We start from the raw sequence: 26,225 nt of genomic DNA, 5'->3' as shown, positions 1-26,225 counted from the left end.
CGATCATACGACGAGTATCGAACAGATGTTCAATTTCTTCCGACCGACGGACCACGGCGAGGGACAGCTTTTCCCGGCCGCCATCGGCGATTGGGCGCCGCCGCCGGTCAGCAATGGCGACGCTTTGCTGGACGCAGCGGCGCTCAAGAGCCGTATCGCGGATTGGACGGTCGAATGCGGCGGCCCCGACAAGTGCCGGACGGGCAAAGGGCGACAGGCGCTGCTCGGCCTGATGAAGGCGGCGCTGAAAAGCGGCGAATCCGAGGTGCGCAATCGGTTTCTGAATGATTTCGGCACCGGTGACGACTGCGTCCGGAACCGGGTGCATGTTCTGGACCAACTCATCCGCACGCTCGCTGATATTTCCGACCTTCATCTCTTCCCCGCACCCAATCCGACGACCGGCGAACGCTTCGCCATTGTCGCGCTGGGCGGCTATGGCCGCGGTGAACTGGCACCCAAATCCGATATCGACCTGCTCTTCCTGCTTCCCTACAAGCGCACGCCACGGGTAGAGCAGGTCGTGGAATTCATGCTCTATCTGCTTTGGGATCTCGGCCTCAGGGTGGGCCATGCGGTCAGATCCGTCGACGATTGCATTCGCACGAGCAAAACGGACATGACGATCCGCACAAGTCTGCTCGAATGCCGACCGCTATGGGGCGAGCCGGCGCTGGTCGAAGAGCTCTTCAAGCGATACAAACGGGACATCGTCGACGCGGACAGCAAGGCCGATTTCGTCGAGGCCAAGCTGGCCGAACGCGACGCACGCCATCGCAAACTCGGCGACAGCCGCTACGTGATGGAGCCAAACGTCAAGGACGGAAAGGGCGGGCTGCGCGACCTCCAGAGCCTGTTCTGGATCGCCAAGTATCTCTTTCAGGTGCGGGATATCGACGGCATGGTGGCGGCCGGAGTCCTGAACGACGACGAAGCCGCCCGGTTCCGCAAGGCCCTGTCGTTCTTCCGGGCCGTGCGCTGCCATCTACACTATCTGACCGGACGCGAGGAAGACCGGCTGACCTTCGATCTTCAGCGCGAGATCGGACCGGCGATGGGGTACACCGACCATGCCGGCGCCAGCGGCGTCGAGCGGTTCATGAAGCACTATTTCCTGATCGCAAAGGATGTCGGCGATCTTACACGCATCTTCTGTGCCGCCCTGGAAGCCGACAGCCGACGCAAGCCCCGGCGTTTCATGTTTTTTCTCGGCGGTGCCAAAGAAGTCGACGGCTTTGTCGTCGATCGCGAACGCCTGACATTTCCCTCCGAACGGCATCTTCGCGACACACCGATCGACATGCTGCGGCTGTTCCGCGTTGCGCAGGACCGGGATCTCGATATTCATCCGGCCGCGCTGAAGGCGATTACGCGATCGTTGAAACTGATCGGCAACAAGCTGCGCAACGACCCCGCCGCCAACGCGCTGTTCCTGGATATCCTGACATCGCCCAACGACCCCGAGAAGGCGCTGCGGCGGATGAACGAAAGCGGCGTTCTGGCGCGTTTCCTGCCCGATTTCGGCCGCGTCGTCGCCCAGATGCAATACGACATGTACCATGTCTATACCGTCGATGAGCATACGATGTTCGCAATCGGCATCCTCCACCGGATCGAAAACGGTGCGATCGCGGACGAGATGCCGCTGGCGACCAGCGTCTTCCCGTCGATCAAATCGCGCCGGGCGCTGTTCGTGGCCATGCTGCTGCACGACATCGCCAAGGGCCGTGGCGGCGATCATTCTGTTCTGGGCGCGAAAGTTGCCCGCAAACTCTGCCCCCGGCTGGGTCTTTCGACGGAAGAAACCGAGACGGTCGAGTGGCTGGTGCTCAATCACCTGGCCATGAACGACACCGCTTTGAAGCGGGACATCGAGGACGACCAGACGGTGCGCGATTTCGTCGGGCTGGTTGAATCGGCCGAACGCCTCCGCCTGCTTCTTGTGCTGACCTGCGCCGACATCCGGGCCGTCGGGCCGGGTCGATGGAACGGGTGGAAGGGATCGCTTCTCGGTCAGCTTTACAACCGGACCCGGCACCTGATCGCCGACGGTTTCGACTTCGAGGGCACCGAATCGCGGGTGAACGCCGCGCACGAGGCGATCCGGACCCGCCTCACCGCCGCCGGATGGAGCGACGACGCCGTTGCGGCATTTCTGGGAAAGGGATACCCGCCCTATTGGCTGTCGCTGGACACCGATACTCATTGCCGGCACGCCGCACTGGTCGTCCGCGCCGAACGGCAGGACGATCCGCTGATCGTCGACGCTCGGCCGGTCGGCGATCAGGGCACGACGGAAGTGACCGTGCTGACGCCGGACCACCCCGGCCTGATCGCGCGGGTCGCCGGCGCGCTGGCCGTCGCCGGGGCGAACATCGTCGATGCGAAGATTTTCACACTGACCACCGGACTTGCCATCGATCTGTTCAATGTTCAGGGCGGCGCCGACACACTGCCATTCGACGATCCCGATGCGTTGGCCTCTCTCAGCGATACCGTGTCCCGTTGCCTTGCAGGAACGATCGACCCGACCGCCGAACTGGAGCGTCAACGGTCGCGTCTGCCGACCCGTACGAACGTGTTTCGGGTTCAGCCGCGGGTCCTGATCGACAATGCCGCGAGCCGGACGCATTCGGTCATCGAGGTCAACGGCCGCGACCGTCCGGGACTGCTGTACGATCTGACGCGTGCGCTGTCCGGGATGGCTTTGCAGATATCCAGCGCCAAGATTTCGACCTTTGGCGAACGGGCCATCGACGTCTTCTACGTCAAGGATGTTTTCGGCCTCAAGGTCACCAATGAAACGAAGCTGGAACAGATCCGAAGCCATCTGACGGCGGTGCTTGCCGACGGCGACCCCGGATCGGTGCCGCCCGCACCGGCGCCAACGCGTCCGGCGCGCCGGCGCCTGGGCAAGCGGCCCCGAATGCCTGCCGGGACACAGGGTCAGACGGCACAAAAGCCATGACCCCCGCCGACACTTCAATTCGTGGCCGGTCCCCGACGCTGATCCGGGCGATCGCAACGGTCGGCGGGCTCACCATGCTGAGCCGCATCGCCGGGTTCGTGCGCGATATTCTGACCGCCGCCATGCTCGGTGCCGGCGTCGTGGCCGATGCCTTCTTCGTTGCATTGAAGCTGCCCAATCTGTTCCGCCGCCTGTTCGCCGAAGGCGCGTTCAGTGTGTCCTTCGTGCCGATGTTTTCCGCCGACCTGGAATCGAAGGGAATCGACCCCGCGGTGGCCTTCGCGGAACGCGCGTTGGCTGTGATGATCGCCGTTCTGTTGCCGCTTACGATCCTTGCGGTGATCGCCATGCCGGCAATCATGACCGTGATTGCACCGGGATTCGTCGACGATGCCGAGCGGTTCGACCTGGCGGTGACGTTGGGCCGCGTCACCTTTCCCTATCTGATACTGATGTCGCTGGTCGCCTTGATGGGCGGTGTGCTGAATGCACTCGGTCGGTACGGGCCCTTCGCCGCCGCGCCGATCCTGTTCAATCTGTGCCTGATCGCGGCCCTGCTGCTCGCTGAGCCGTTGATCGGGTGGGGCATCGTCGCGACCGTCGGCCACGCCCTTGCCTGGGCCGTCCTGATCGCGGGGATCGTTCAGCTTCTGTGGCTGGCCGAAGCCTGCCGCCGCGCCGGTGTCCGGCTGGGCCTGCCGCGCCCGCGAATTGACGCCCGAATCCGCAAGCTGTTTCGCTTGATGGCCCCCGGCGCTCTCGGCGCCGGAGTCATCCAGATCAACATATTCATCGACATTCTGCTGGCGTCCCTGTTGCCAGCCGGCGCGATCAGCTACTTGTACTATGCCGACCGGCTCTATCAGTTGCCGCTGGGTGTGATCGGAATCGCGATCGGAACGGCCCTGTTGCCCATGCTGTCGCGCCAGGTCGAAGCCGCAGATACCAGCGCCGCCCTGCGGACCCAGAACCGCGCGCTCGACGCTGCGTTGCTGCTGTCGATACCATCGGCCGTCGCGCTGATCGTCATCCCGCAGCCGATCCTGACTGTCCTGTTCCAGCGGGGCGCCTTCGATGCCGAGGCCACGCGTGCGACAGCCCTCGCGCTGGCGGCCTACGGCATCGGAATTCCCGCCTATGTGATGGTCAAGGTTTTCTCGACGGTCTATTTCGCCCGCCAGGATACGGCCAGCCCGGTCAAGGTGGCCATCGTGGCCACAGTCATGAACATATCGCTCAGCCTGATCCTGATCCGGTATCTGGGGCATGTCGGTCTGGCTCTCGCCACCGGCCTCACCGCGTGGCTTCACGTCGCCATTCTCGTTCGGGGGCTGCGACGTCGGGGCCTGTTTCGTCTGGACGCGGAAACCAGGCGGCGCATCCTGGGGCAGATCGCTGCTGGCGCCGTCCTTGGCATTGCGTTGCTCGCCACCGCCCTCCTGACCGGCCTGGGCAGTTGGCTACCCCTGGGCGACGAGGCCGGCGCGCGAACGGCGTCGGGGCTTTGGGCCGGGCCGATTGGCCTGATGGCACTGGTCGCAATGGGAGCTGCAACCTATTTCGCGGCCGGCGCTCTCTTTGGCGGCGTCCGGTTGTCGGACGTCAAACGGTTGATATGGAAAAAGGCAGCTTGACCCTGACGCCCTGCGGCGGCAAAAACCGCTGGCACGCAACAGCCGTTCCTCCCATGACGTTCCCGGGAACCACCTCCAGACGCCCACCATTAGCCGCAAAGCAGTAGATTTGAGATGAAACGGATTTTCTCCGGCATTCAGCCGACGCACAAGATGCATCTGGGCAACTATCTCGGTGCAGTTCGAAACTGGGTGCGGCTTCAGTCGGAGGACTACGAAACCATCTTCTGCGCAGTGGATCTTCACGCTCTGACGGTTCCACAGGATCCGCAGGCGCTGCGGGCGAATACCCGGGAGCTGCTGGCCACGCTGATCGCCGTCGGCATCGACCCGAAGAAATCGATCCTATTCGCGCAGAGCCAGGTTCCCGAACACACCGAACTGGCATGGCTGTTCAGTTGCCTGACGCCCATGGGCTGGCTCAAGCGGATGACCCAGTTCAAGGACAAGGCCGGCAAGCATCAGGATCTGGCGATGCACGGCCTGCTGGCCTATCCGGTCCTGATGGCGGCTGACATTCTGCTGTATCACGCGACCCATGTCCCGGTGGGTGAAGATCAGAAGCAGCATCTGGAGCTTACCCGCGAAATCGCCGGCAGCTTCAATCACCGCTTCGAGCGCGACTATTTCCCCCTGCCGGAGCCTCAGATCCTGGGTGAGGCCGCACGGGTCATGAGCCTGCGCGACGGCTCGAAGAAGATGTCCAAGTCCGACAGCTCGGACTACAGCCGGATCAGCCTGACCGATGATGCCGACACCATTGCCCTGAAGATCCGCAAGGCCCGGACCGACCCGGACCCGGTGCCGTCGGACCGCGAGAACATGGACAGCCGCCCGGAAGCCCGCAACCTGCTGACGATCTATGCGTCATTGGCCGATACCACCATTGACGCGGTCATTGCCGAACGGGGCGGCGAATCGTTCTCGACGTTCAAGGCGGCTCTGGCCGATCTCGCGGTATCGGTGCTGAGCCCAATCTCGCAGGAACTCGACCGACTAACTGCCGATCCGGCGCAGCTCGATGCCATACTGCGGGAAAACGGCGCTCGGGCGCGAGAGATCGCGCGGGGCACGATTGCCGACGTGAAGGACACCATGGGATTGATCAACATCGACTGAATCCAACGGCCGGCCGCTCGAACGAGCCGCCGGCCGCAGAAGGAGCCTCTCGGGCACAGCGCATGCAGATCTATCTGCCGATCGCGGAAATGACCGTCAACGTTCTGCTCATCCTTGGCATGGGCAGTGTGATCGGATTTCTGTCCGGGCTCTTCGGTGTCGGCGGCGGCTTCATGATGACGCCGCTGCTCATTTTCATTGGCGTTCCCCCGGCGGTTGCAGTCGGCACCCAGGCCAATCAGCTGGTGGCTGCCTCGGTATCGGGAGTGCTGGCGCACAGCCGTCGCGGCAATGTCGATTTTCGTATCGGAGTCGTAATGATCGCCGGCAGTACCGTCGGCACCGTACTTGGCGTTTGGGTCTTCGGGATCCTCCAACGCATGGGCCAGATCGATCTCGTCATCTCGCTGAGCTATGTCATAACGCTCGGCATTATCGGCGGTTTGATGCTGGTGGAAAGCGTCCGGACGATCTTCCGGACCCGGCGCGGGACGACCCCGCGGCACAAATTGCATCGGCACACCTGGGCGCACGGCCTTCCCTTCAAGATGCGATATCCACGCTCGCGCCTCTACATTTCGGCGCTGCTGCCGTTGTCGGTCGGGTTCCTGGGCGGCCTCATGGTTGCAATCATGGGGATCGGCGGCGGCTTCTTTCTCGTGCCGGCGATGATCTATCTGCTCGGCATGCCGGCCTCGGTCGTCGCGGGGACCAGTTTGTTCCAGGTCATCTTCGCGACGGGTATCGCAACGTTTCTTCAGGCAACGCAGAACCAGACAGTGGATGTGGTGCTCGCGCTGCTGCTGCTGGCCGGCGGTGTCATCGGCGCTCAGTTCGGCTCCAAAGCCGCCGAGAAACTCCGCGGCGAGCAGGCCCGTGCCATGCTGGCGGTGATCGTTCTGACGGTATGCGCCAATCTGTTCTACGAACTCGTCTCGCAACCTGACGATCTCTATGAGATCACCATCACCGAAAGGGGAATATGATGGCCGGGCTGGCGCGGTGGATCGGCCTGATCGCCGTCGCGATGGTCATCACGGTGTCATCGCCGGCGCGGGCCCTCGTGGCCGATCTGTCGGAACATCTGATCGCCATCACCACCGGCTTCACCGGCGACGAGGTCGTGCTTTTTGGTGCTGTCGAGGAACCCGGCGATGTCGTCGTGGTGGTCAGGGGCCCGACCGAGACGATCATGGTGCGCCGAAAAGAGCGCTTTCTGGGCATTTGGGTCAATCGCGCTTCGGCCCGGTTCGAGCGCGCGCCGTCGTATTATGCCGTCGCTGCGAGCCGGCCTCTGGAGGAGATCGCGTCACCCCCGATTCTGGACCGGCACGACATCGGCCTCGAAAATCTCGACCTCAGACCGGTCGATTGGGAGTCGATGGACGACGACGAGATCGTCAGCTTCCGCGACTCACTGATCCGCCGCAAACAGTTCGCCGGTACTTATGGCATCGAGATCGAGCCGGTGTCATTTCTCGGCAGCCGCCTGTTTCGAACCCGCCTCGCCTTTCCTGACAATGTTCCCACGGGGCAGTATCTCGTCAGCGTCTTTCTGCTGTCCGACGGCAACGTGACGGCCGCGCAGACAACGCCCCTTTCGGTGCGCAAGGTCGGTGTCGGTGCCGAGATATTTCTCTTCGCTCACGGCAGTCCCGCGCTATACGGTATCCTTGCTATTCTGGTCGCCATCACGGCGGGATGGCTCGCGAGTTTGCCTTTCCGCCGTCCGTGACGCATCTATGCCCCCAAGCACCCCGCCTGCCCCGGGGTTGGCAGGCGAATTGCCGGTGGAGGACACCATGGCCGACACGTCTCCGTTTCCAACGGGTCCCGAATCCGATCCCGACGGCATATCCGGCGACGGGATCGACGATCAGCATCCGCGGGTCTTTCTGGTCGTCATCGACGACACCGACGAATGGAAGGCGGCATTGCGGTTTGCCTGCATGCGCGCCAGCCACACCTTCGGCCGCGTCGCGCTGCTGGCTGTCATCGAGCCGACCGAATTTCAGCACTGGTCCGCTGTCGAGGATATGATGCGGACCGAAGTGCGCCAGGAAGCCGAGATGCTGCTTCAGAGGGTTGCAAAGACCGTCAACGATCTGACGGGCCGCATGCCGATCCTGTTTCTGCGAGAAGGAACGCGCCGCGACGAACTCGTCAAGCTGATCGATGAAGAGCCTACGATTTCCATTCTGGTACTGGGTGCGAAACCCGGCAAGGAAGGACCCGGCCCGTTGATTCAGTTTCTGACGACGAGCAGGATCGGCACTTTGCGCATTCCGGTGACGATCGTGCCAGGCAAGCTGACAGACCGTGAGATCGACCTGCTGGCCTGAGAAGCAGCGTCGTCTTCTTGCGTTTGATCCGTGCCCGGACCCGATCGCAATGGCCGAACCTTGATCCGGACCGGATCGAGGCCCATCTTCGAGCTTACGCGGGACCGCAGACAAGAGAGACAGGACATGTTTATCCAGACCGAACAGACCCCGAATCCGGCGAGCCTGAAGTTCCTGCCGGGACGCGACGTTCTGGGCAGTGGAACCGCCAATTTTCCGGATGCAGAAGAAGCACGCCGCTCGCCTCTGGCTGAACGCCTGTTCGGGATCGATGGCGTTACCGGTGTGTTTTTCGGCGCCGACTTCCTTACCGTGTCGAAACGGGATGACAAGGATTGGTATTTGCTCAAGCCGGCGATCCTCGGCGCGATCATGGAGCATTTCACCAATGGTGCCGCCATTCTGAACGACAGCGCCGACGCCAACGGTGAGGCCGACCATGCCATGCATACCGGCACACCCGAAGATGATGAGATCGTTGTCCAGATCAAGGAACTGCTGGATACGCGCGTTCGGCCCGCCGTCGCCCAGGATGGTGGCGACATCACATTTCAGGGATATGAAGACGGCGTCGTCTTTCTGAGCCTCAAAGGGTCCTGCCAGGGCTGCCCCAGTTCGACAATGACGCTCAAAGCGGGAATCGAAAACCTGTTGCGCCACTATATTCCCGATGTTCAGGAAGTCCGCGCCGCCGTTTAGTCACCGGAATTGATGCCGTACTGCGAATGCACCCGCTCGGCCATGTCCGGGCGGGCCAGTCCGAATGACATCCCTGCTACCCACTTTATCCTCCTGCGGCGGAACGCCGGACGGTGTATGGTGTGTATCGCATTGTCCAGGCGATACGCGCACAATAGATAGATTGACCTATTATGAAGCATTCATCACAAATGCCATTTTACACCAGCCCAAAGAACACCGGTGAAAAGACGGGGGCCGCTCACCAGCCAGCACACGCGGGCTTGCGCGCAGCACTGCGACTGCGCAATGCCATCGGGCCGGTACTCCTCGGAATGGTGGCAACGATGGTATCCGTCGGGCCATCGGCCATAACGGCCTCGGCGCAGGATCGCGCAACACCGGTCCCAATCATGCCTTTCGCTGCGGAGTCGACACCGAGAGCCGCACCAGCCACACCCAGCGCGGAACTGGTGCTCCACACCGCTTCGGCCGACGCCCTGATCGACCGGTTTACCCGCTTGGGGTACTCATACGAGGGGGTCGTGGAAGATGACGAGGCCGTGCCCAGGATTCGGGTCCTGTCCATTCCTCCGGACATTGCCGATGTCGAACCCGTTGCCGACCGCAAGCACCTGTTCTTTCGCATTCTCCTGCCGCTGGTTCTGCGGGAAAACGACCGGATTCTCGCGGAACGGCACGAGATCCAGGTGATGGAGGCATTGTCTGCCGGCGATCCCGAGAGCCTCAGGCCGGAGCGGCGCGCCCGGCTCGAAACGTTGCTGAGCCGATACGAGGTCGACGAGCCGGATTTCGAGACGCTTCTGCGCCGGGCCGACGTGATCCCGCCGAGTCTTGCTCTGGCTCAGGCGGCGATTGAAAGCGGGTGGGGCACGTCACGTTTCGCTCGTGAAGGCAATGCCCTGTACGGTCAGATCACGACGGCGGCCGACAGCTTGATCTCCCAGCGGGACGTGCCGGGCCAGCCGCGCCGCTATGCCGCATTCGGCGACGTTGCCGACGCGACGATTTCATACATGCGCAACCTGAATACCCATCCAGCATATCGGGACATGCGCGCGCTTCGCGCATCGCTGATGGCGGAGGGCGAGCCCGTCAGCGGCGTCAGATTGGCGGAAGGCTTATTGCGGTATTCAGAGCGCGGCGCCGATTATGTCGATTTCGTTCAGACGATGATACGCTCGAACGACCTTCACATGGCCGACGCGGCCCGTCTGTCACATCGGACGCAACTGGCTGAAACACCGGACGACCGGCCTATGGACTGAAGCGGCGCCAAGTGTCCAGACCTAAAGTATCCAGATTCCGGATATACAGACGATGACCACCGTATTGGCGATCGACACATCGGGCGCGGCTTGCACGGCAGCCATTTGGGAACCGCGCGACGATGATCCGTGTGGCATCGTCCTGGCGTCAATTCGCCAACCCATGGCCCGCGGACACGCCGAATCTCTGCTGCCGGCCATTCGCACACTACTGGATCGAACGGCTCGGAGGCCGGACAGCATCGGCTTGATCGGTGTTATTGAAGGACCCGGGGCTTTCACAGGGCTTCGGATCGGGCTGGCTGCGGCCGCCGGCTTCTCCTTGGCAACGGGAGCGGGTGTGGTCGGCGTCAATGCCTTCGATGCATTGGCGCATGCCGCGATGCCCGGCCTGGCTTTTGCGCCGCCGCCGATCGGAGCAACGCGCGGATCGCTTGCAGTCGCCATCGAAAGTCGGCGTCTGGAAATGTATCTTCGGCTATACCCGATCGAATGCGGGCTCGACGCCTGGTCGCTGGGTTCCGGCGGCGAAATGATCTGTGCGCCGCCCGCCGGTCTGGAAATGACGGACCGTGAGAAGTCCCCCGGGGGATTGATCGTGATCGGAGACGGCGCGCGGCGCTTCTGCGATCTTCATCCCGCCGTTTCGCCGGATGCACGGCGACCCCCTTATGCCATCGACGGCGGCGTCGTCGCCCGCCTCGCATGGGAGGCACGATCCCGGTCCTCGTCGGATATTCCGACCCCCCTCTATCTTCGGCCCCCGGACGCCGTCGCGGCCCCGCCCGGGCGGGGCATCGAACAGTGACCGCGCCGACCGGTTCGGAGAACACGGTGCTGTGCGCGCTTGTCAAAAGCGATCTTCAGAGCGCCGCCCAACTTCACAGTCGTTGCTTCGCCGATGGCTGGAGCAGCGAGACGCTGAAGAAATCCTTCGATATCGTCGGCACGTTGGGTATCGGCGCCTGTCAATGCTGGGAAGGAGAGCGCTGCGAAGGCAGGACAGGGCAGCGAACCCTTTCGGGTTTGGCAATCGTCCGGGCGATTGGCGATCAGGCGGATCTGTTGACGATCTGTGTCGATCCCGATTACCGCGGCAAAGGCATTGGCCGGCGCCTGCTCGCAGCGAGCGAAGAGGCGGCGCATCGACTGGGGGCAGCGATTATCTTCCTTGAAGTCGCAGAGAATAACGAGCGGGCGACGTGCCTCTATCGCCAAGCGGGATATATAATTGCCGGACGGCGACTCAATTATTATACAGATCCGACATATGGTGCCACAGCCGTCGTTATGAAAAAGACTCTTGCCGGCAAAGACACCGAATGACAAATGCCGACTCGGGAGCTTCCTATCGTGCCGAACCTTTCTCAATCGAAAGAATCTTGACACCCTCGGTATCGGATTCTGGTTCCGGCTCCAGTGACAGGATGGTCGAGCCCATCTCCCTGACAGCCTTGGGCACGTTTTCGAGTGGCTCCTCGCCCTTCAGGCGTACGTGCAGAATCTCGCCGGTCTTCATTCGTTCCAAAACCAACTTGGTGCGAATGAACGTGAATGGGCAAACCTCTTGTGTGATATCGACGGTGTAGTCAGGATTTTTTTTCATTGAGATAACCTTCTCTTACTTTCTTCATAGCGGTTCTTGCATTATTTAGGCAGCAGCCATATACCCAGTGGGCATGTTTTTGGTGTCTTCATGGACAGATACACAAGGGGAAGTTTTATCCCCACCAGGTCATGAAGCCTCACAGAAGCAGGCGCAGGGTGTCCTATCAGACCGGAGAGGTGTCGATGACCAACGAAGCACCGTCAAATGAGTATCTTGTTCTGACCTCGCAGATCGTGGCGGCGCATGTCCGCAACAACACGGTCGCCATGTCGGATCTGCCGCAGTTGATCGAACAGGTCTACAAGAGCCTGGCGAATGCCGGTCGGGAGCCAAGCCCCCAGCAGGAGCGCCCACAGCCCGCCGTCCCCGTCAAGAAATCCGTGCATCCGGATTATATTGTCTGCCTCGAAGATGGGAAGCAGCTAAAAATGCTCAAGCGCCATCTGAAAACGGCCTATAACATGACGCCGGAAGACTACCGGGAAAGGTGGGGATTGTCGGCTGATTATCCCATGGTTGCCCCAAATTACGCAAAGCAGCGCAGTATGCTCGCAAAAGAAATCGGTCTCGGCACCCGAGGGCGCAAGGACGCCTGATTCGCGCCGCTCTCCAGGCCAGTCGGGGCATTGCGTCGCAACGTGAAAAGCCATGTACTTCGTTCGTCTAGCGGGCACCGGTCAAGCGGGCACGGGTCTTTCTCGATGAGCCGGTCTGGTCTTCAGGACACTTGCCCCACCCCGACATCGCACCGTAGGATAGCCCGCGTGCGGGGCTCCATGCGACGGGAGCCGGACAGGCTCAAACCCGTCAAGGGTGGCGCCGGATGAAATCGGGACGCCGAAAGGGATGCGAAGATGGTAGACCAGGCATCCGTCGACCAATCGTCGGCCAGCCCGAACGGCTGTTCATGGGCGCTTCGCGCCGGCGATCTCGAAGTACGACTGGCTGAAGGGCGCCGTGAGATCGATGCGGCGCAGGCCCTGCGCTATCGGATTTTCTATCAGGAGATGGCCGCCCGGCCGTCCAGTGACACGGCGCGCCTGGAACGCGATTTCGATGATTACGACGCGGTCGCCGATCACATGCTTGTGCTCGACCGGTCGATCGGAAGCGGACCGGACGCCGTGGTCGGTACCTACAGGCTGATACGTCGCGAGGCGGCGGCGCGGTGCGGTGGCTTCTACACAGCCACGGAGTTCGACATCGGCGGCATCCTTTCGCTGCCAGGCGAGGTCCTGGAACTAGGCCGCTCCTGTGTCGATGCCCGGCATAGAACGGGTCAGTGCATGCAACTGTTGTGGCGCGGTATTGCGGCCTATGTCTTTGATCACGACATCAAGCTGATGTTCGGCTGCGGCAGCTTGCCAGGGGTCGAACCGGCCGCCTTGAAGCTTCCGCTGTCCTATCTGCATCATCATCATCTCGCTCCTCCGCCGCTTCGTCCCCGGGCGATCGACTCGCGATACACCAGTATCGATCTGATGCCGGCAGATGAAATCGATCACCGCGGCGCGCTCACTGCCCTTCCACCGCTGCTCAAAGGATATCTTCGGCTCGGAGGAATGGTGGGCGACGGGGCGGTCATCGACCATCAGTTCAATACGACTGATGTCTGCATCCTGGTGAAGACCGATCTCGTCACGGCCAAATACTATCGGCACTATGAAAAACGCGAGAAACGTCCGGTCGCAATTTACTCGTCATGACGCCTCAGCCCCGGCGGTACCACAAAGACGCGTTGCATGCCGCCTGCAGCCCGGCCCTTGGGCCGGTACGGCTGCTCGCATACGCGCTACTGACGCTGGCACTGCTGCCCGTTCAATGGCTGGCCGTGATTTTCAGGCGGCCGCTCAGCTACCGCTTGCCGGTATGGTATCACCGACTCTGCTGCCGCATTCTCGGCATCGAGGTCGTTGTCCATGGCCGGGTGAGCCGCCACCGGCCGACCCTGTTCGTCAGCAATCATTCATCGTATCTGGATATCCCTGTGTTGGGCTCGCGGATCGAGGGCAGCTTCGTCGCCAAGACCGAAGTGGGATCGTGGCCGCTTTTCGGCACTCTGGCCCGTCTTCAACATACCGTATTCGTCGACCGAAGAGCCCGGAACGCAAAAAGAGACAGCCAATCGCTGCGTTCGCGTCTGGACCGGGGCGACTGCATGATTCTGTTTCCCGAAGGCACCAGCAGCGACGGCAACCGGACCCTTGCGTTCAAGTCAGCCCTGTTCGGTGTCGCGGGTGTTCACGCCGGTACGGCGTCACCGGCACTCACCGTCCAGCCCGTGTCCATCGTGCCAACCCATCTGGACGGCATTCCGCTGGGGCGGGAATACCGTGCGGTTTATGCGTGGTATGGCGATACGGATCTGGCTCCCCATCTCTGGTCAATGATCGGTATGGGACGGCTTCGCGTTCAGATCGCGTTTCACGAGCCAGTATCGGCCGCCCGGTTCACCAACCGGAAAGCACTGGCCGATCATTGCTGGTGCGAGGTCGCCGACGGCGTGGCCGGCCTGCTGTCCGGCAGAAGGGGGCAGAAGGGCCGGTGCACGGCCACTGATGATCGCGCCGCCGCCTGATCGCGCCCCGCCTTGATCTCGCCCCCGATTCACGCCACAACAGGGCCATTGACAGTATCCCGGATCGACCATGCAGGATTCGACCATGCTTGATGACGCCCCAACCGCCACGCCCGACGAAGCTGCCGGCGCCACGCGGAAGCGCGGGCTCTATATCAAAACCTATGGCTGCCAGATGAACGTCTATGACAGTGCACGGATGTCCGACGTCCTGGCGCCGCTTGGCTTTCAGCCGGTATCCCGGCCGGATCAGGCCGACATGGTGATTTTGAATACGTGCCACATCCGGGAAAAAGCGGCGGAAAAGGTGTTTTCCGAGTTGGGGCGGCTGCGCGATCAGCGCGACGAGTCCGGTCGCCACGATCAGATCATTGCGGTCGGCGGATGCGTGGCCCAGGCCGAAGGCGAGGAAATTCTTCGCCGTGCGCCGTATGTCTCGATGGTTTTCGGACCCCAGACCTATCACACGCTGCCGGAAATGCTGGCACGGATCGAACGCGACACCGGCCAGTCGATACTGAACACGGATTTTCCGGCGGAAAGCAAATTCGACAGTCTGCCCGAGGAATTCGCGTCTCAGGGACCCTCGGCTTTTCTGTCTGTGCAAGAAGGCTGCGACAAATTCTGCACCTTCTGCGTCGTACCCTACACACGCGGGGCCGAATTCTCGCGACCGGTCGCCACCATTCTTGAGGAAGCCCGCCGCATGGTCGCCGGCGGCGTCCGGGAAATCACGCTGCTCGGCCAGAACGTCAACGCCCTGCACGCAGAGGGGCCGGACGGCCGGGAATGGGGGCTGGGACGGCTATGCCGCGCTCTGGCCGAGATCGACGGTCTGGAACGCCTCCGCTACACGACGTCGCATCCCCGCGACATGGACGACGACCTGATTGCCGCCCATCGCGATGTTCCGGCCTTGATGCCGTTCCTGCATCTACCGGTCCAGAGCGGATCGGACCGGTTACTGCAGGCAATGAACAGGAAACATACATCCGACGACTACCGTCGTATCGTCGACAAACTGCGCACTGCCCGGCCCGATCTGGCGCTGAGTTCCGATTTCATTGTCGGTTTTCCCGGTGAAACCGATTCCGATTTTGCCCAGACACTTCGACTGGTCAACGATGTTGGTTATGCACAGGCCTACAGCTTCAAATACTCACCCAGACCGGGCACGCCGGCGGCCGGATTGGGCGATCCTGTGCCCCACGACGTGGCCGACGATCGGTTGCAGAGCCTTCAACAGCTATTGAACGCGCAACAACAGTCTTTCAACGACCGTTGCATTGGTGCGACCATGCCGGTTCTGTTCGAACGCCCCGGTCGTCATCCGGGACAGAAGATCGGCCGGTCGCCCTTCATGCAATCTGTCCACGCCCAATGCCCGGACAGATTGCAGGGTCGGGTCGCAGATGTCTTGATTACCCGGGCGCGACCCAATAGCCTTGGGGGCGACATCGTTACCGGCGTTCAGGCGGCCGGTATCCGGGTGGACGATGCAGACACGCACGCACCACGCCGCACTTCGCCCGAGGGATAAGACCAGAGGGATAAGGATTGACGCAGGCGCCGGAAGCTCGCATCGCCGTTTCGTTCAATGATAACCGTTTGGTCCCGCTCCTGTACGGAGAACACGATACGCATCTGGTTCGCATCGAACACCAGATGGGCGTACGTCTGGCGTCGCGGGGCAATGAGATTACGGTGATCGGCGCACAAGGCGCCGCGGACAGCGCCGTTACGGTGTTGAAAACACTATGGAACCGTTTGGAACGGGGGTTGACCATCGGCAATGCTGAAATCGACACAGTCATTCGGATGATGGAGTCCGGGCCGGGTGAACCGGAAACGACGGCGGCCCTCAGCCGGTTCAACCGCACTGACAACCTGATCCGAACGAAAAAGCGGCTGATCACGCCGCGAACCGTGACGCAGGCGCAGTACATCGACGCCCTGTCCCAGTCGGACCTTGCCTTTGGTCTCGGACCGGCCGGAACCGGCAAGACCTATCTGGCTGTTGCCTACGGGGTTTCGCTACTGATTCAGGGGCGGGTGGAGCGTCTGGTCCTGTCGCGTCCTGCCGTCGAGGCCGGGGAACGACTGGGATTTCTGCCCGGCGACCTGAAGGAAAAGGTCGATCCCTATCTTCGTCCTCTTTACGACGCGTTGTACGACACATTGCCGATGGAGACCGTCACAAAGCATATGGAGAATGCCGTCATCGAGATCGCGCCGCTGGCGTTCATGCGCGGGCGTACCCTGTCGAACGCTTACGTGATTCTCGACGAGGCGCAGAATACGACCACGATGCAGATGCGGATGGTGCTGACGCGACTCGGCGAAGGCAGCCGCATGGTCATAACCGGCGACCTCAGCCAGATCGATCTGCCCCACGGCACCCGATCCGGACTGGCCGATGCGGTGTCCATTCTCGACGGAATGGATGGGGTGTCTCTCGTCCGGTTCAGCGACGCCGATGTCGTCCGGCACGAACTGGTCGCGCGCATCGTCCGCGCCTATGAAAAGGCGGATCGCAACCGGCACGAGGGGCGTGCGGAGCGTCGCCTGCAGAATCCGCACGCCTCGATCGACGGGCTGCCAAAGGACGTGTTGCCGGAAAACGGGGTAGCGGAGGACGGGCTGCGCGACGACCGGGACATCCCTCAGGACGGCGAGGCCGGCCGTGCGGCCGCGCCGGTGACGATATCGGACTCGACCAATGGCCGATCGTGAAATCCTGACTACCGGCGACAATGACAACGGGGATGGTGCCGATATCGCGTTAACCGTCGATGATGAGCGATGGAACGACATTCTCGGCGAAGCGCCCCTCGATCTGGTGTCTCCCATCGTGCATGCGGCGTTGGCCGCCGGGCCGCGCCTAGGGGGTCCCGAACTCGGCACCGATGTCTGTCTGGGGCTGACCTTCACCGATGACGAAGCCGTTCGGACACTGAATCGGGACTATCGCGACCGCGACAACGCGACCAATGTCCTGTCATTTGCGCTTCAGGATGGGGAACCGATCCCGCAACCCGACGGAGTCCCGGTCGAACTCGGGGACCTTGTCCTGGCTTATGACACGATATTGCAGGAGGCTGACCTTCAAGGATGCCCCGTGCGGCACCATCTGTTGCATTTGATCGCGCATGGGGTCCTGCATCTACTGGGGTACGACCACCTGACCGACACTGAAGCCGAGGAAATGGAGCGGATCGAAATCGACGTTCTCGCCCGGTTTTCCATACCCAACCCTTACCAGGAGGATACCCCGTAGGCCAGTACGGCCGACGGCACACAATGACGGACACTTCCATAAGTCGACAAACGCAGTCCTCCGGCGGCAATGATCGTGGCGCAAATGGCGCCGGCGCCGACGCGGAGCCTTCCTCTCGATCCTCGAAGCAATCCACGACCCTTGGCGGGCTGTTCCGGGGCTGGCTGACCGCCAGCCTTAAGGGGCGGGCGGACAATGACTGGCGCGACGCCATCGAGGATCTGATCGACACGTCCAGCGAACTGGACACGTCCATTCCGGCGGCGGAACGCGATCTGATCGGCAACATCCTCCGACTGCGGGAACTGACCGTCTATGACGTGATGATTCCCCGAGCGGATATCGTCGCGGTCGATGTCTCCTCAACGATGGAGGAATTGCTGTACGCGCTCGCCAAACATCCTCACAGCCGGTTGCCAATCTATCGGGACTCTCTCGATGATGTCGTCGGCATTGTCCATATCAAGGATGTTCTGGCGCAGATGGCGGCGTCCCCGTCATTCAAGCTCAAGGAAATCGTCCGCGACGTCCTGATCGTCGCGCCGAGCATGACGGTGCTGGAACTGCTCTTCGAAATGCGTGAGTCACGACAGCATCTGGCACTTGTCGTCGACGAATTCGGTGGCATCGATGGTCTGGTGACGATCGAGGATCTCGTCGAGGAAATCGTCGGCGACATCGCCGACGAGCACGACACCAATCAATCGCCGGAGATGCGCCATATCGGCGACGGCACCTGGGCCATTGACGCGCGCGTTCCTCTGGAGGTTCTGGAGGAGACATTCGGCACGCTGGTCGACCCCGAGGACGAGGAAGACATCGACACCGTCGGCGGACTGGTCTTCTCCCTGGCTGGCCGGATTCCGGGCCGCGGCGAACTGATCAGGCACGACGCCGGCCTCGAATTCGAAATCGTCGACGCGGATCCGCGCCGGATCCGCCGCCTCGTGGTTCGTCAGGATCCCGCCCCCCGCACCAAAGGCGAAGCAGACCTGTCCACCGAGAACCAAAGGGGCGCAGCACCTACGCCCGATGCAGCCGGGACCGGCCATGAAGGCCGCGAGCACACCCCCGAGCCGGAAGGGCCGTCCGGGCCGAAATCCACGGTGGGCCCGGAGTCCGATGGCCCCGATCGGCAACCCGGGACGGCCGGCCCGGCCGCATGAGGCTGGAGACCGTGCCGCGCTGGCGGCGCCTGGGTCTGGCGCTTTTCCTCGGTGCGCTGGTTGCCCTTGCCCTGCCGCCGTTCTTCGCGGTCCCCGTCCTGTTGGTCCTGATCCCGGGGCTGCTGGCACTCATTGACGCCGCCAACGGTCGCTGGGAGATATTTTTCACGGGCTGGGTATTCGGTTTCGGAATGTTCGTGTCCGGTCTCTACTGGATCGCCTGGGCACTCACGGTCGATCTCGCCGCTTTCTGGTGGCTGATCCCCTTTGCCATCGCCGGGTTGCCTGCGTTTCTGGCGATCCTGACCGGGCTGGTCGCCCTCGCCTGGCGTCGCCTGCCGCTGGCGGACCCGACGGCCCGCGCCGTCGCCTTCGCGGTCATCTTCAGTGCAGCCGAAGCACTGCGCGGGGTGATGCTGACAGGCTTCCCCTGGAACCTGCTGGGCTACGGCTGGACCGGGTGGTTGCCCGTTCTGCAGTCGGTTTCCGTGATCGGAATCCACGGTCTGTCGTTTCTGACCATTCTGGTCGCCGCTCTGCCCTATGGTTTGCTCTTGGGCCCCCGACGTAGCGCCGCCAGCCGCCAATCGGGATGGGCCACCGCCGCCGGCATCGCCCTGTTTGCCCTGATCGCGATCGGCGGTTGGGCGCGGCTCGCCGCTGTCCAGGACAGTCCGGCGGTCGCGGATGTGACGCTGCGCCTCGTCCAGCCGAATGTGGCGCAGGAAAGCAAATGGGATGCCGACCAATGGCCGGCAATTTTCGACCGTCTGCTGACCATGAGCCGGGAGGACGCCACCGATATCACCCATGTGATCTGGCCGGAAACCGCGATCCCGTATTTTCTTACCCAGGACGGCGGCGCCCGGTCGATGATTGCCGAAAGCGTTCCGCCGGAGGGGCTGATCCTGACCGGCGCGCCAAGGCTGCAGGGCGATTGGTCGGACCCTGGGCGCCGGATCTACAACAGCCTTTCGGCCGTGAACGGATCGGGTGACGTCGTCGCGACTTACGACAAGGTCCATCTGGTCCCGTTCGGCGAGTATGTCCCGCTGCGCTCGCTGCTGCCGATCGACAAGATCACACCGGGCCGCATCGACTTCTCGCCGGGGCCCGGGCTGCGCACGCTCCACCTCGATGGTCTCCCGCCGGTCGGACCGCTGATCTGTTACGAGGTGATCTTTCCCGGACGTGTCATCGGGTCCGACGACCGGCCCGAATGGCTGCTGAACGTCACGAATGACGCCTGGTACGGCCATACCAGCGGGCCCTATCAGCATTTCGCCATCAGCCGGGTCCGAGCCGCCGAGGAAGGGATGCCGGTGGTGCGGGTCGCAAATACCGGGATCAGCGGTGTGGTCGATTCGGCCGGCCGCGTTCTGTCGCGTCTGGGGCTGGGCCAGCAGGGCATTATCGACACAACACTACCGGGTGTATGGCCGAGCAGAACAGTGTTCAGCGTGGTCGGGAACTGGGCACTGTTCGGGCTTTTATTACTTGGATGTGCGGTCGCTGTTGCTGCCGACCGATTACGGCGTTGACCGTGGCGGCGCCCTGAGTTGCACGATATGCGCGAATCAATGCCGCAGTATTCACGTTTTCTTGACTCTTGCCGCGCTAGGACTCTGTCATCGTCAATGCGCAACGAGGCAGGATCAATGATCGACACCCCACCCGGCGCCTGCGGCGGTCCGGCAACACCGGCCCGCAACCCGCTCGGGCCCAAATATACCGCTCCCAACCCGATCGACATTCATGTCGGCGGCCGCCTGCGCCAACGCCGGACGCTGCTGGGCATGTCGCAGGAAAAACTGGGCGACCTGCTCGGATTGACGTTTCAGCAGATCCAGAAATACGAACGTGGCACAAACCGGATCGGCGCCAGCCGCCTTTACGAGCTAAGCGTCATACTGCAGGTTCCGGTCGGCCATTTCTTTGACGGCGCGCCCTCCCTCTCCGGCAAGGATGCCTTTGGTGTCGCCGAGGACGCGGACTATGACGATCCGATGATGCGCCGGGAAACACTCGAACTCATCCGCAGCTATTATCAGATACGCGACGTGGCCGTACGGCGCCGGATCCTCGACTTGACCCGCAGCCTTGCCGGCCATGGCGACGACGATGACGACTCGCACGCCGACGACGGAAACACACCGGCCTGATCCGACTGTTCCGGGACCCGATCTCCGGCGACAGGACGGAACCGGCACACTCGGCGGCATTCCCATCGGGTCCGCAGATGGGCCGATCAGCCGGTTTCCGCCACGGATTCGACGATTCGCGGTCGACTTTCGGTCCGGTCGGCGCTATTGCGCGAGCCGCGAAGGAAGGCACGAAAGATCGGTGACCGATTCTGACGCGGCCATTGCGGACAGGAAAGTACGGACCCAGCATGACCGGCAAGGTGGATTCAGTCCCTCCCAATCAGCCCTCATCCGGCATGGGCGGCTTTCACGGCCGCCGCGTCGGCCGTGGGCTCAGAGACGGCCAGCGCGCACTCCTTCAAACGCTTCTGCCCGCATTGGCGGTTCCGGATGAACCGAACCGGACCGGCGCACTGGCGCCGATGGATCTGTTTCCGCCCGGTGTCGATGAAGTCGGCCTGGAAATCGGGTTTGGCAGCGGCGAGCATCTGCTGGCTCTGCTGTCAGCATCGCCGCATCTGGCGATGATCGGATGCGAACCGTTCACCAACGGCATGGCGAGCCTGCTGCGTCAGGTCGAGGGCACCGGGATCGTCAACCGGCTTCGGCTGCATGGCGACGATGCCGGGCCTGTTCTGCGCCGGCTCGCGGATGCCAGCCTGAGCCGGGTATATCTGCTGTTTCCCGATCCGTGGCCCAAGCGCCGCCACGCCGGGCGCCGGTTCCTGCAGCGTGAAACGCTTGACGAAATGGCGCGGCTGCTGGCCGACGGCGGGACGCTGCGGATGGCCAGCGATCATCCGATCATGGTCGACTGGATGCTGAGGCAGGCACGCCCGCATCCATCCTTCACATGGGAAGTCTCGGGCGTTGGGGATTGGCGCAACCGTCCCGAAGGCTGGCCGCCGACACGGTACGAGGCAAAACGCCTGCATGGCGAGCCCTGCTATTTCACCTTCACACGGCACAACCGCCCGAGCAATCAGGCCCCATCATGACCGCTGCCGAGTCGGCCGAAAGGGAATCCGCCCCCGACCAGGCGACAGCCTTCCGGACGCCCTGGGCGGCGATCGCCCTTCTGATCGCTATCGGCATCTCCGCGGCGGCTCAACTCGGCAAGATCCCCCCTCTGGCGGAAACGCTGGGCGTTGAGCTTGGGTTGTCGCTGGTCACCATCGGATGGGCGATGTCCGTCATCACCCTTGTCAGCGTCGTCTTCGGCCTGTCCGCCGGAAGCCTGCTGGGGCGGATCGCGATGAAGAAGGGATTGCTGGTTGCGCTGGCGCTCGGAACGGCGGCCAGCTTCGCCGGCGCATTCGTATCCAGTGGCAGCGGACTGCTGGCCGTCCGTGCGGTCGAGGGGATCGGCTATCTCGTGATCACGATCGCCTGCCCGGCGCTGATCGCCTTCAACGCGGCGGGGCGGGATCGTGCCCTGGCATTGGCGCTATGGGGCTGCTTCGTTGCAACGGGGCTGGCGCTGATGAATCAGCTCGCCCCCCTGATCCTGGCATTAGACTCGTGGCGCTCGGTTTTCCTGGCGGGCGCCGCCATGCAGGCGGCGGGATTCGCGGGTCTTCTGGCGGTCTCTCTGGAAGAGCCCGTACGGTCAGAGCCACCCCGCCTTTCCAGGCTCCCGACACGACTGTTGGCCGAGCATCGCCTCGCCTTCGCCAATCCCGCTGCGGTGGGTGTTGCGGCGGCCTTCTTCTGCTTTGCATTCCTGCATGTCGGATTCCTCAGTTTCCTGCCCCTGTTTCTTCGAGAAAGCACCGGCATGAGCGCCGGCAGCGCCGGCACCGCCGCAGCCGCCGTGGCGTTGATCTACATACCCGGAGCGCTGGTTGCCGCCCGCGCCATGCGCCGCCCGGAAACCGGCATTCGAGTGGCGATTGGCGGCTTTGTTGTCATCGGCGCGTCGGCCGCGGTCATCTATGGCGGCGCAACACCTGCTGCCGGTATCGTGGGGGCCAGCCTGCTGCTCGGCTTCGCCGGCGGCATCTGTGGCTCGGTATGCTTTGGCCTGATACCGCTCAGCACACCCGTGCCGGATCAACTCCGGCTGGCCAATGGTCTGCTCGCCCAGTTCGGCAGTCTGGCGGTGCTTGTCGCCGCCCCGGTGCTCGCTTTTCTGGTCGATCGAGGACCTGCGGCAAACGACTGGGCGGCATCGATACCGGTCTTTGCGGGGGGATCTTTGGTCGCGGCACTGCTCCTGTGGCGGCTGCGCCAGAAAATACTGTCGGCCGCCAACCCCTGAGCAGAGCCGATGCGGCGAAGAAAAATCCATTGCGTCGAGACAGGCGGGAGACTATAGTTACGACAAATCCCAGGCCGGCTCACAACTGACCGGCTTAGCAAGGGTGGCCCGGGTGGGCCGCCCTTTTTGTTTTCGGGCCGGTGGGGCCTGGCAGCCACCTTTGAAGCTGATTGGTTTTCTGATGGAAATCGACCGTCGCGTTGAGCAATTGATCGCTCCGACGCTTGCCGATATGGGCTACGAAATCGTCCGTTTGACCGTCGGCGGCAAGCAACGGCCCATGCTGCAGATTCTGGCCGAGCGCCAGGACAGGGTCGGTATGACGGTCGACGATTGCGCGGCCATCAGCCGTGCCGTCTCCGCGATCCTCGATGTCGAAGATCCGATCACGGACGCCTATACGCTCGAAGTGTCGTCCCCCGGCGTAGACCGGCCACTGACGCGTCTTGAACATTTCGACCGTTTTGCGGGCTTCGATGCGAAGATCGAAACGCGCGAGCCGGTCGACGGGCGCAAACGGTTTCGGGGGCGCATCCTGGGTACCGATGGCGATGCCGTGCTGATTGCCGCAGAGGATGTTACCGGTCTGCCGGAAGGTGTCGAGGTTTCCGCCGATGCGATCCCGATCGATTTCATTGTGCGGGCCAAGCTGCTGATGACCGACGCCCTGCTGGCGGCTGGCAATGACGCCCGCAAGGGGGGGCCGGACGCATCAGCGTCCGCGCCACCTGAAGGGCCACCACCTGCCTAGGCGGTACACCATGCCGCAACCTGCTTCCTATCGTCTCGAATAGCACGAACGCGAACAAGATCATGGAATTGCTTCAAGTCGCCGACGCCGTCGCCCGTGAAAAGAACATCGACCGCGAGGAAGTTCTCGTGGCGATGGAGCAGGCCATCCAGAAGGCCGGCCGTTCGAAATACGGGCAGGAACACGACATTCGTGCGCATATCGATCGGCGTTCCGGCGATATTCGTTTGCTTCGGTACCGCGAGGTCGTCGAAGCTGTGGAGGACGACGCGGTCCAGATCCGGCTTGAGGACGCCAGGAGTCGCGATCCGGCCTCCGAGATCGGCGGCTTCATAACGGACACGCTGCCGCCGATCGATTTCGGCCGCATCGCGGCCCAGACCGCAAAGCAGGTCATCGTCCAGCGCGTCCGCGATGCCGAGCGACACCGCCAGTTCCTCGACTACAAGGACCGCGTCGGCGAAGTCGTCAACGGGCTGGTCAAACGCGTGGAATACGGCAATGTCACCGTCGATCTTGGCCGTGCAGAAGCCCTGATGCGGCGCGACGAACTGCTCCCGCGCGAGACGTACAAGGTCGGCGACCGGGTGCGCTGCTATATTTACGATGTCCGTGAAGAACCCCGCGGACCGCAGATCTTCCTGTCCCGTACGCGCCCGGAATTCATGGCGCGGCTGTTCGCGATGGAGGTGCCGGAGATTTACGACGGCATCATCGAGATCAAATCCGTCGCGCGGGATCCGGGCTCGCGGGCCAAGATTGCGGTCATCAGCCATGACAGTTCGATCGACCCGGTCGGCGCCTGCGTCGGCATGCGCGGTAGCCGTGTTCAGGCCGTCGTCGGCGAATTGCAGGGCGAAAAGATCGATATCATTCCCTGGGCGACCGAGCCGGCGACCTTCATCGTGAACGCGCTGGCGCCGGCCGAGGTCACCAAGGTCGTGCTGGACGACGATCAGAACAGGATCGAAGTTGTGGTCCCGGACGAGCAATTGTCGCTGGCCATTGGCCGGCGGGGCCAGAATGTTCGACTCGCCTCGCAGTTGACGGGCTGGGAAATCGACATCCTGACCGAAGCCGAGGAAAGCGAGCGCCGGTCGGCTGAATTCCAGCAGCGCAGCCAGGATTTCATGGATGCCCTGGACGTCGACGACGTGATTGCCCATTTGCTGGTAACGGAGGGCTTCACCTCGGTGGATGAAGTCGCCTACGTCGATCTGCCGGAGTTGACAGAGATCGAGGGCTTCGATGAGGATGTGGCGGTCGAGTTGCAGGAACGCGCGCGGGCATGGATCGACCAGCGCGACAACGCGGTCTATGAAGAGATCCACGATCTCGGCGTCGCGGCCGACCTGATTGAACTCGCCGGCATGGATCCGCAGAAGCTGGTCAAATTGGGCAACGCCGGCGTCAAGACACTCGATGATTTCGCCGATCTCGCCAGCGACGAATTGCTGGAAATTCTGGGCGAGGACAGCATTTCGACCGACAAGGCGAATGAGATGATCATGGCCGCCCGTGCCCATTGGTTCGCAGACGAAGGTGCGGCTGCAGAAACGACATGAAACACCGGCATATCGGGAGTCCGACATTCGAATCCGGGTCGGCACTGTTTCCGATTGAACATCATACCAACATGGGGTGAACCCTGACGAGCAAGGTTGATGACACGACAAGCGTAGCGCTTGCGAACGACGCCGGGAACGGCACGGCTCTACCGCCGAGCGAGAGTGCTGGGCAGGTGAATCCGCCTGATTCGGGCGGCTCCGATTCGCAGGATGACGACGAGGACGACCGCCACAATCCCGTACGGCGCTGCTTCGTCAGTGGCGACCGGCTGGACAAGGAGAGGTTGATTCGATTCGTCACCGGTCCCGATGGGACGGTGGTACCGGACCTGGACAACAATTTGCCCGGTCGTGGTTACTACCTCAGGGCCGAACGGACGATCATCGAACAGGCAATCGCCAAACGCCTTTTCGGACGCGGCGCCCGACGGTCGGTCACGGTACCGAACGGATTGCTGGAAACGATCGAATGGTCGCTCCGTCGCCGATGCCTCGATCTGATCGGCCTGGCAAACCGGTCGGGACGGGCTGTTGCCGGTTACGAAAAGGTGCGCAAAGCGGTAGCCGACGGCCAGGCCGACATATTGCTGACGGCCAGCGACGCTGGCACGGACGGCCTGAGGCGCGCGCGATCGCTGGCCTCGGCCGCGGGGCCGAAAACGGCCGAAATAACAGCTTTCACCGGCTCATCGCTCGGCTCGATCTTCGGTCGCGATGTCGTTGTTCACGTCGCTGTGGCAAAGGGAGGTCTCGCGACGCGCTTGCGCCGCGACGCACGCCGATATACCGGCGTGGCCCTTGCCGCCGACGGGGGAGAACGCCCCGGCTGAGCGGTAAAAACG

General features: G+C 62.6%; 25 protein-coding genes. 24 read left to right on the top strand and 1 reads right to left on the bottom strand.

The window, feature by feature from the left end:
- The first annotated feature begins 25 nt into the window (after positions 1-25).
- From ABZ728_RS02360 to ABZ728_RS02315, 10 genes are all read left to right on the top strand, one after another.
- Positions 26-2,968 (top strand): [protein-PII] uridylyltransferase, encoded by a 2,943-nt coding sequence (locus ABZ728_RS02360; protein ID WP_366654051.1) that lies wholly within the window; start codon positions 26-28, stop codon positions 2,966-2,968.
- Positions 2,965-4,602, top strand: coding sequence for a murein biosynthesis integral membrane protein MurJ (gene murJ, locus ABZ728_RS02355; RefSeq protein WP_366654050.1), 1,638 nt, complete (start codon positions 2,965-2,967; stop codon positions 4,600-4,602). The genes ABZ728_RS02360 and murJ overlap by 4 nt, the downstream gene beginning before the upstream one ends.
- A 114-nt stretch (positions 4,603-4,716) precedes the next feature.
- Entirely contained in the window at positions 4,717-5,721 is a 1,005-nt protein-coding gene (gene trpS, locus ABZ728_RS02350) for a tryptophan--tRNA ligase (RefSeq protein WP_366654048.1), read from the top strand.
- 62 nt (positions 5,722-5,783) lie between these two features.
- The gene (locus tag ABZ728_RS02345; protein ID WP_366654046.1) at positions 5,784-6,707 is read left to right on the top strand and encodes a sulfite exporter TauE/SafE family protein; all 924 of its coding nucleotides are present in this window, start codon (positions 5,784-5,786) and stop codon (positions 6,705-6,707) included.
- Entirely contained in the window at positions 6,704-7,456 is a 753-nt protein-coding gene (locus ABZ728_RS02340; protein WP_366654045.1) for a TIGR02186 family protein, read from the top strand. Before ABZ728_RS02345 ends, ABZ728_RS02340 begins: the two co-directional genes overlap by 4 nt.
- A gap of 67 nt (positions 7,457-7,523) precedes the next feature.
- Positions 7,524-8,063, top strand: a complete 540-nt coding sequence (locus tag ABZ728_RS02335) for a universal stress protein (protein WP_366654044.1) — start codon at positions 7,524-7,526, stop codon at positions 8,061-8,063.
- Positions 8,064-8,189: 126 nt separating this feature from the next.
- Positions 8,190-8,762, top strand: coding sequence for a NifU family protein (locus tag ABZ728_RS02330; RefSeq protein WP_366654042.1), 573 nt, complete (start codon positions 8,190-8,192; stop codon positions 8,760-8,762).
- Between the two features lie 392 nt (positions 8,763-9,154).
- On the top strand, positions 9,155-10,030 hold the full coding sequence (locus ABZ728_RS02325; RefSeq protein ID WP_366654040.1) for a glucosaminidase domain-containing protein: 876 nt from the start codon (positions 9,155-9,157) through the stop codon (positions 10,028-10,030).
- 52 nt (positions 10,031-10,082) lie between these two features.
- Positions 10,083-10,838 carry a tRNA (adenosine(37)-N6)-threonylcarbamoyltransferase complex dimerization subunit type 1 TsaB gene (tsaB, locus tag ABZ728_RS02320; RefSeq protein ID WP_366654038.1) on the top strand — a complete coding sequence of 252 codons (756 nt, stop codon included), beginning with the start codon at positions 10,083-10,085 and terminating at the stop codon, positions 10,836-10,838.
- Positions 10,835-11,356, top strand: coding sequence for a GNAT family N-acetyltransferase (locus ABZ728_RS02315; protein ID WP_366654036.1), 522 nt, complete (start codon positions 10,835-10,837; stop codon positions 11,354-11,356). The genes tsaB and ABZ728_RS02315 overlap by 4 nt, the downstream gene beginning before the upstream one ends.
- Positions 11,357-11,378: 22 nt before the next feature.
- Here the strand turns inward: ABZ728_RS02315 and ABZ728_RS02310 are convergent, their stop codons facing one another.
- Entirely contained in the window at positions 11,379-11,636 is a 258-nt protein-coding gene (locus ABZ728_RS02310; protein ID WP_366654034.1) for a sulfurtransferase TusA family protein, read from the bottom strand.
- Positions 11,637-11,821: 185 nt separating this feature from the next.
- Here ABZ728_RS02310 and ABZ728_RS02305 point away from each other — a divergent pair, with 185 nt between their 5' ends.
- The 14 genes from ABZ728_RS02305 to ABZ728_RS02240 all read left to right on the top strand — a co-directional run bounded on the left by ABZ728_RS02305 (position 11,822) and on the right by ABZ728_RS02240 (position 26,213).
- Entirely contained in the window at positions 11,822-12,235 is a 414-nt protein-coding gene (locus tag ABZ728_RS02305; RefSeq protein ID WP_366654032.1) for a MucR family transcriptional regulator, read from the top strand.
- 258 nt (positions 12,236-12,493) lie between these two features.
- Positions 12,494-13,345: a GNAT family N-acyltransferase gene (locus ABZ728_RS02300; RefSeq protein WP_366654030.1), complete on the top strand. Its 852-nt coding sequence runs from the start codon at positions 12,494-12,496 to the stop codon at positions 13,343-13,345.
- Positions 13,342-14,217 carry a lysophospholipid acyltransferase family protein gene (locus ABZ728_RS02295; protein WP_366654028.1) on the top strand — a complete coding sequence of 292 codons (876 nt, stop codon included), beginning with the start codon at positions 13,342-13,344 and terminating at the stop codon, positions 14,215-14,217. Before ABZ728_RS02300 ends, ABZ728_RS02295 begins: the two co-directional genes overlap by 4 nt.
- Before the next feature lie 85 nt (positions 14,218-14,302).
- On the top strand, positions 14,303-15,757 hold the full coding sequence (miaB, locus tag ABZ728_RS02290; protein WP_366654026.1) for a tRNA (N6-isopentenyl adenosine(37)-C2)-methylthiotransferase MiaB: 1,455 nt from the start codon (positions 14,303-14,305) through the stop codon (positions 15,755-15,757).
- Positions 15,758-15,774: 17 nt separating this feature from the next.
- Entirely contained in the window at positions 15,775-16,950 is a 1,176-nt protein-coding gene (locus ABZ728_RS02285) for a PhoH family protein (RefSeq protein WP_366654025.1), read from the top strand.
- Positions 16,937-17,494, top strand: a complete 558-nt coding sequence (gene ybeY, locus ABZ728_RS02280) for an rRNA maturation RNase YbeY (protein WP_366654023.1) — start codon at positions 16,937-16,939, stop codon at positions 17,492-17,494. Before ABZ728_RS02285 ends, ybeY begins: the two co-directional genes overlap by 14 nt.
- Positions 17,495-17,517: 23 nt before the next feature.
- Positions 17,518-18,660, top strand: a complete 1,143-nt coding sequence (locus ABZ728_RS02275) for a hemolysin family protein (protein ID WP_366654021.1) — start codon at positions 17,518-17,520, stop codon at positions 18,658-18,660.
- Positions 18,657-20,201, top strand: a complete 1,545-nt coding sequence (gene lnt, locus ABZ728_RS02270) for an apolipoprotein N-acyltransferase (protein WP_366654019.1) — start codon at positions 18,657-18,659, stop codon at positions 20,199-20,201. The genes ABZ728_RS02275 and lnt overlap by 4 nt, the downstream gene beginning before the upstream one ends.
- 117 nt (positions 20,202-20,318) lie before the next feature.
- Positions 20,319-20,822, top strand: a complete 504-nt coding sequence (locus ABZ728_RS02265; protein WP_366654017.1) for a helix-turn-helix transcriptional regulator — start codon at positions 20,319-20,321, stop codon at positions 20,820-20,822.
- Between the two features lie 230 nt (positions 20,823-21,052).
- Positions 21,053-21,802 carry a tRNA (guanine(46)-N(7))-methyltransferase TrmB gene (locus ABZ728_RS02260; RefSeq protein ID WP_366654016.1) on the top strand — a complete coding sequence of 250 codons (750 nt, stop codon included), beginning with the start codon at positions 21,053-21,055 and terminating at the stop codon, positions 21,800-21,802.
- Complete coding sequence (locus tag ABZ728_RS02255; RefSeq protein WP_366654014.1) at positions 21,799-23,064, top strand: MFS transporter; 1,266 nt, start codon at positions 21,799-21,801, stop codon at positions 23,062-23,064. The genes ABZ728_RS02260 and ABZ728_RS02255 overlap by 4 nt, the downstream gene beginning before the upstream one ends.
- Before the next feature lie 181 nt (positions 23,065-23,245).
- A complete protein-coding gene (gene rimP, locus ABZ728_RS02250; protein WP_366654013.1) occupies positions 23,246-23,815 on the top strand; it encodes a ribosome maturation factor RimP in 570 nt (189 codons plus the stop codon).
- 62 nt (positions 23,816-23,877) lie between these two features.
- Positions 23,878-25,380: a transcription termination factor NusA gene (gene nusA / locus ABZ728_RS02245; RefSeq protein WP_366654011.1), complete on the top strand. Its 1,503-nt coding sequence runs from the start codon at positions 23,878-23,880 to the stop codon at positions 25,378-25,380.
- 176 nt (positions 25,381-25,556) lie between these two features.
- On the top strand, positions 25,557-26,213 hold the full coding sequence (locus ABZ728_RS02240; RefSeq protein WP_366654010.1) for an RNA-binding protein: 657 nt from the start codon (positions 25,557-25,559) through the stop codon (positions 26,211-26,213).
- Positions 26,214-26,225 lie beyond the last annotated feature (12 nt).

It is taken from the genome of Fodinicurvata sp. EGI_FJ10296 (assembly GCF_040712075.1).
In the GTDB taxonomy this organism is placed as follows: domain Bacteria; phylum Pseudomonadota; class Alphaproteobacteria; order DSM-16000; family Inquilinaceae; genus JBFCVL01.
This window is presented reverse-complemented; position numbering and strand designations above follow the sequence as displayed.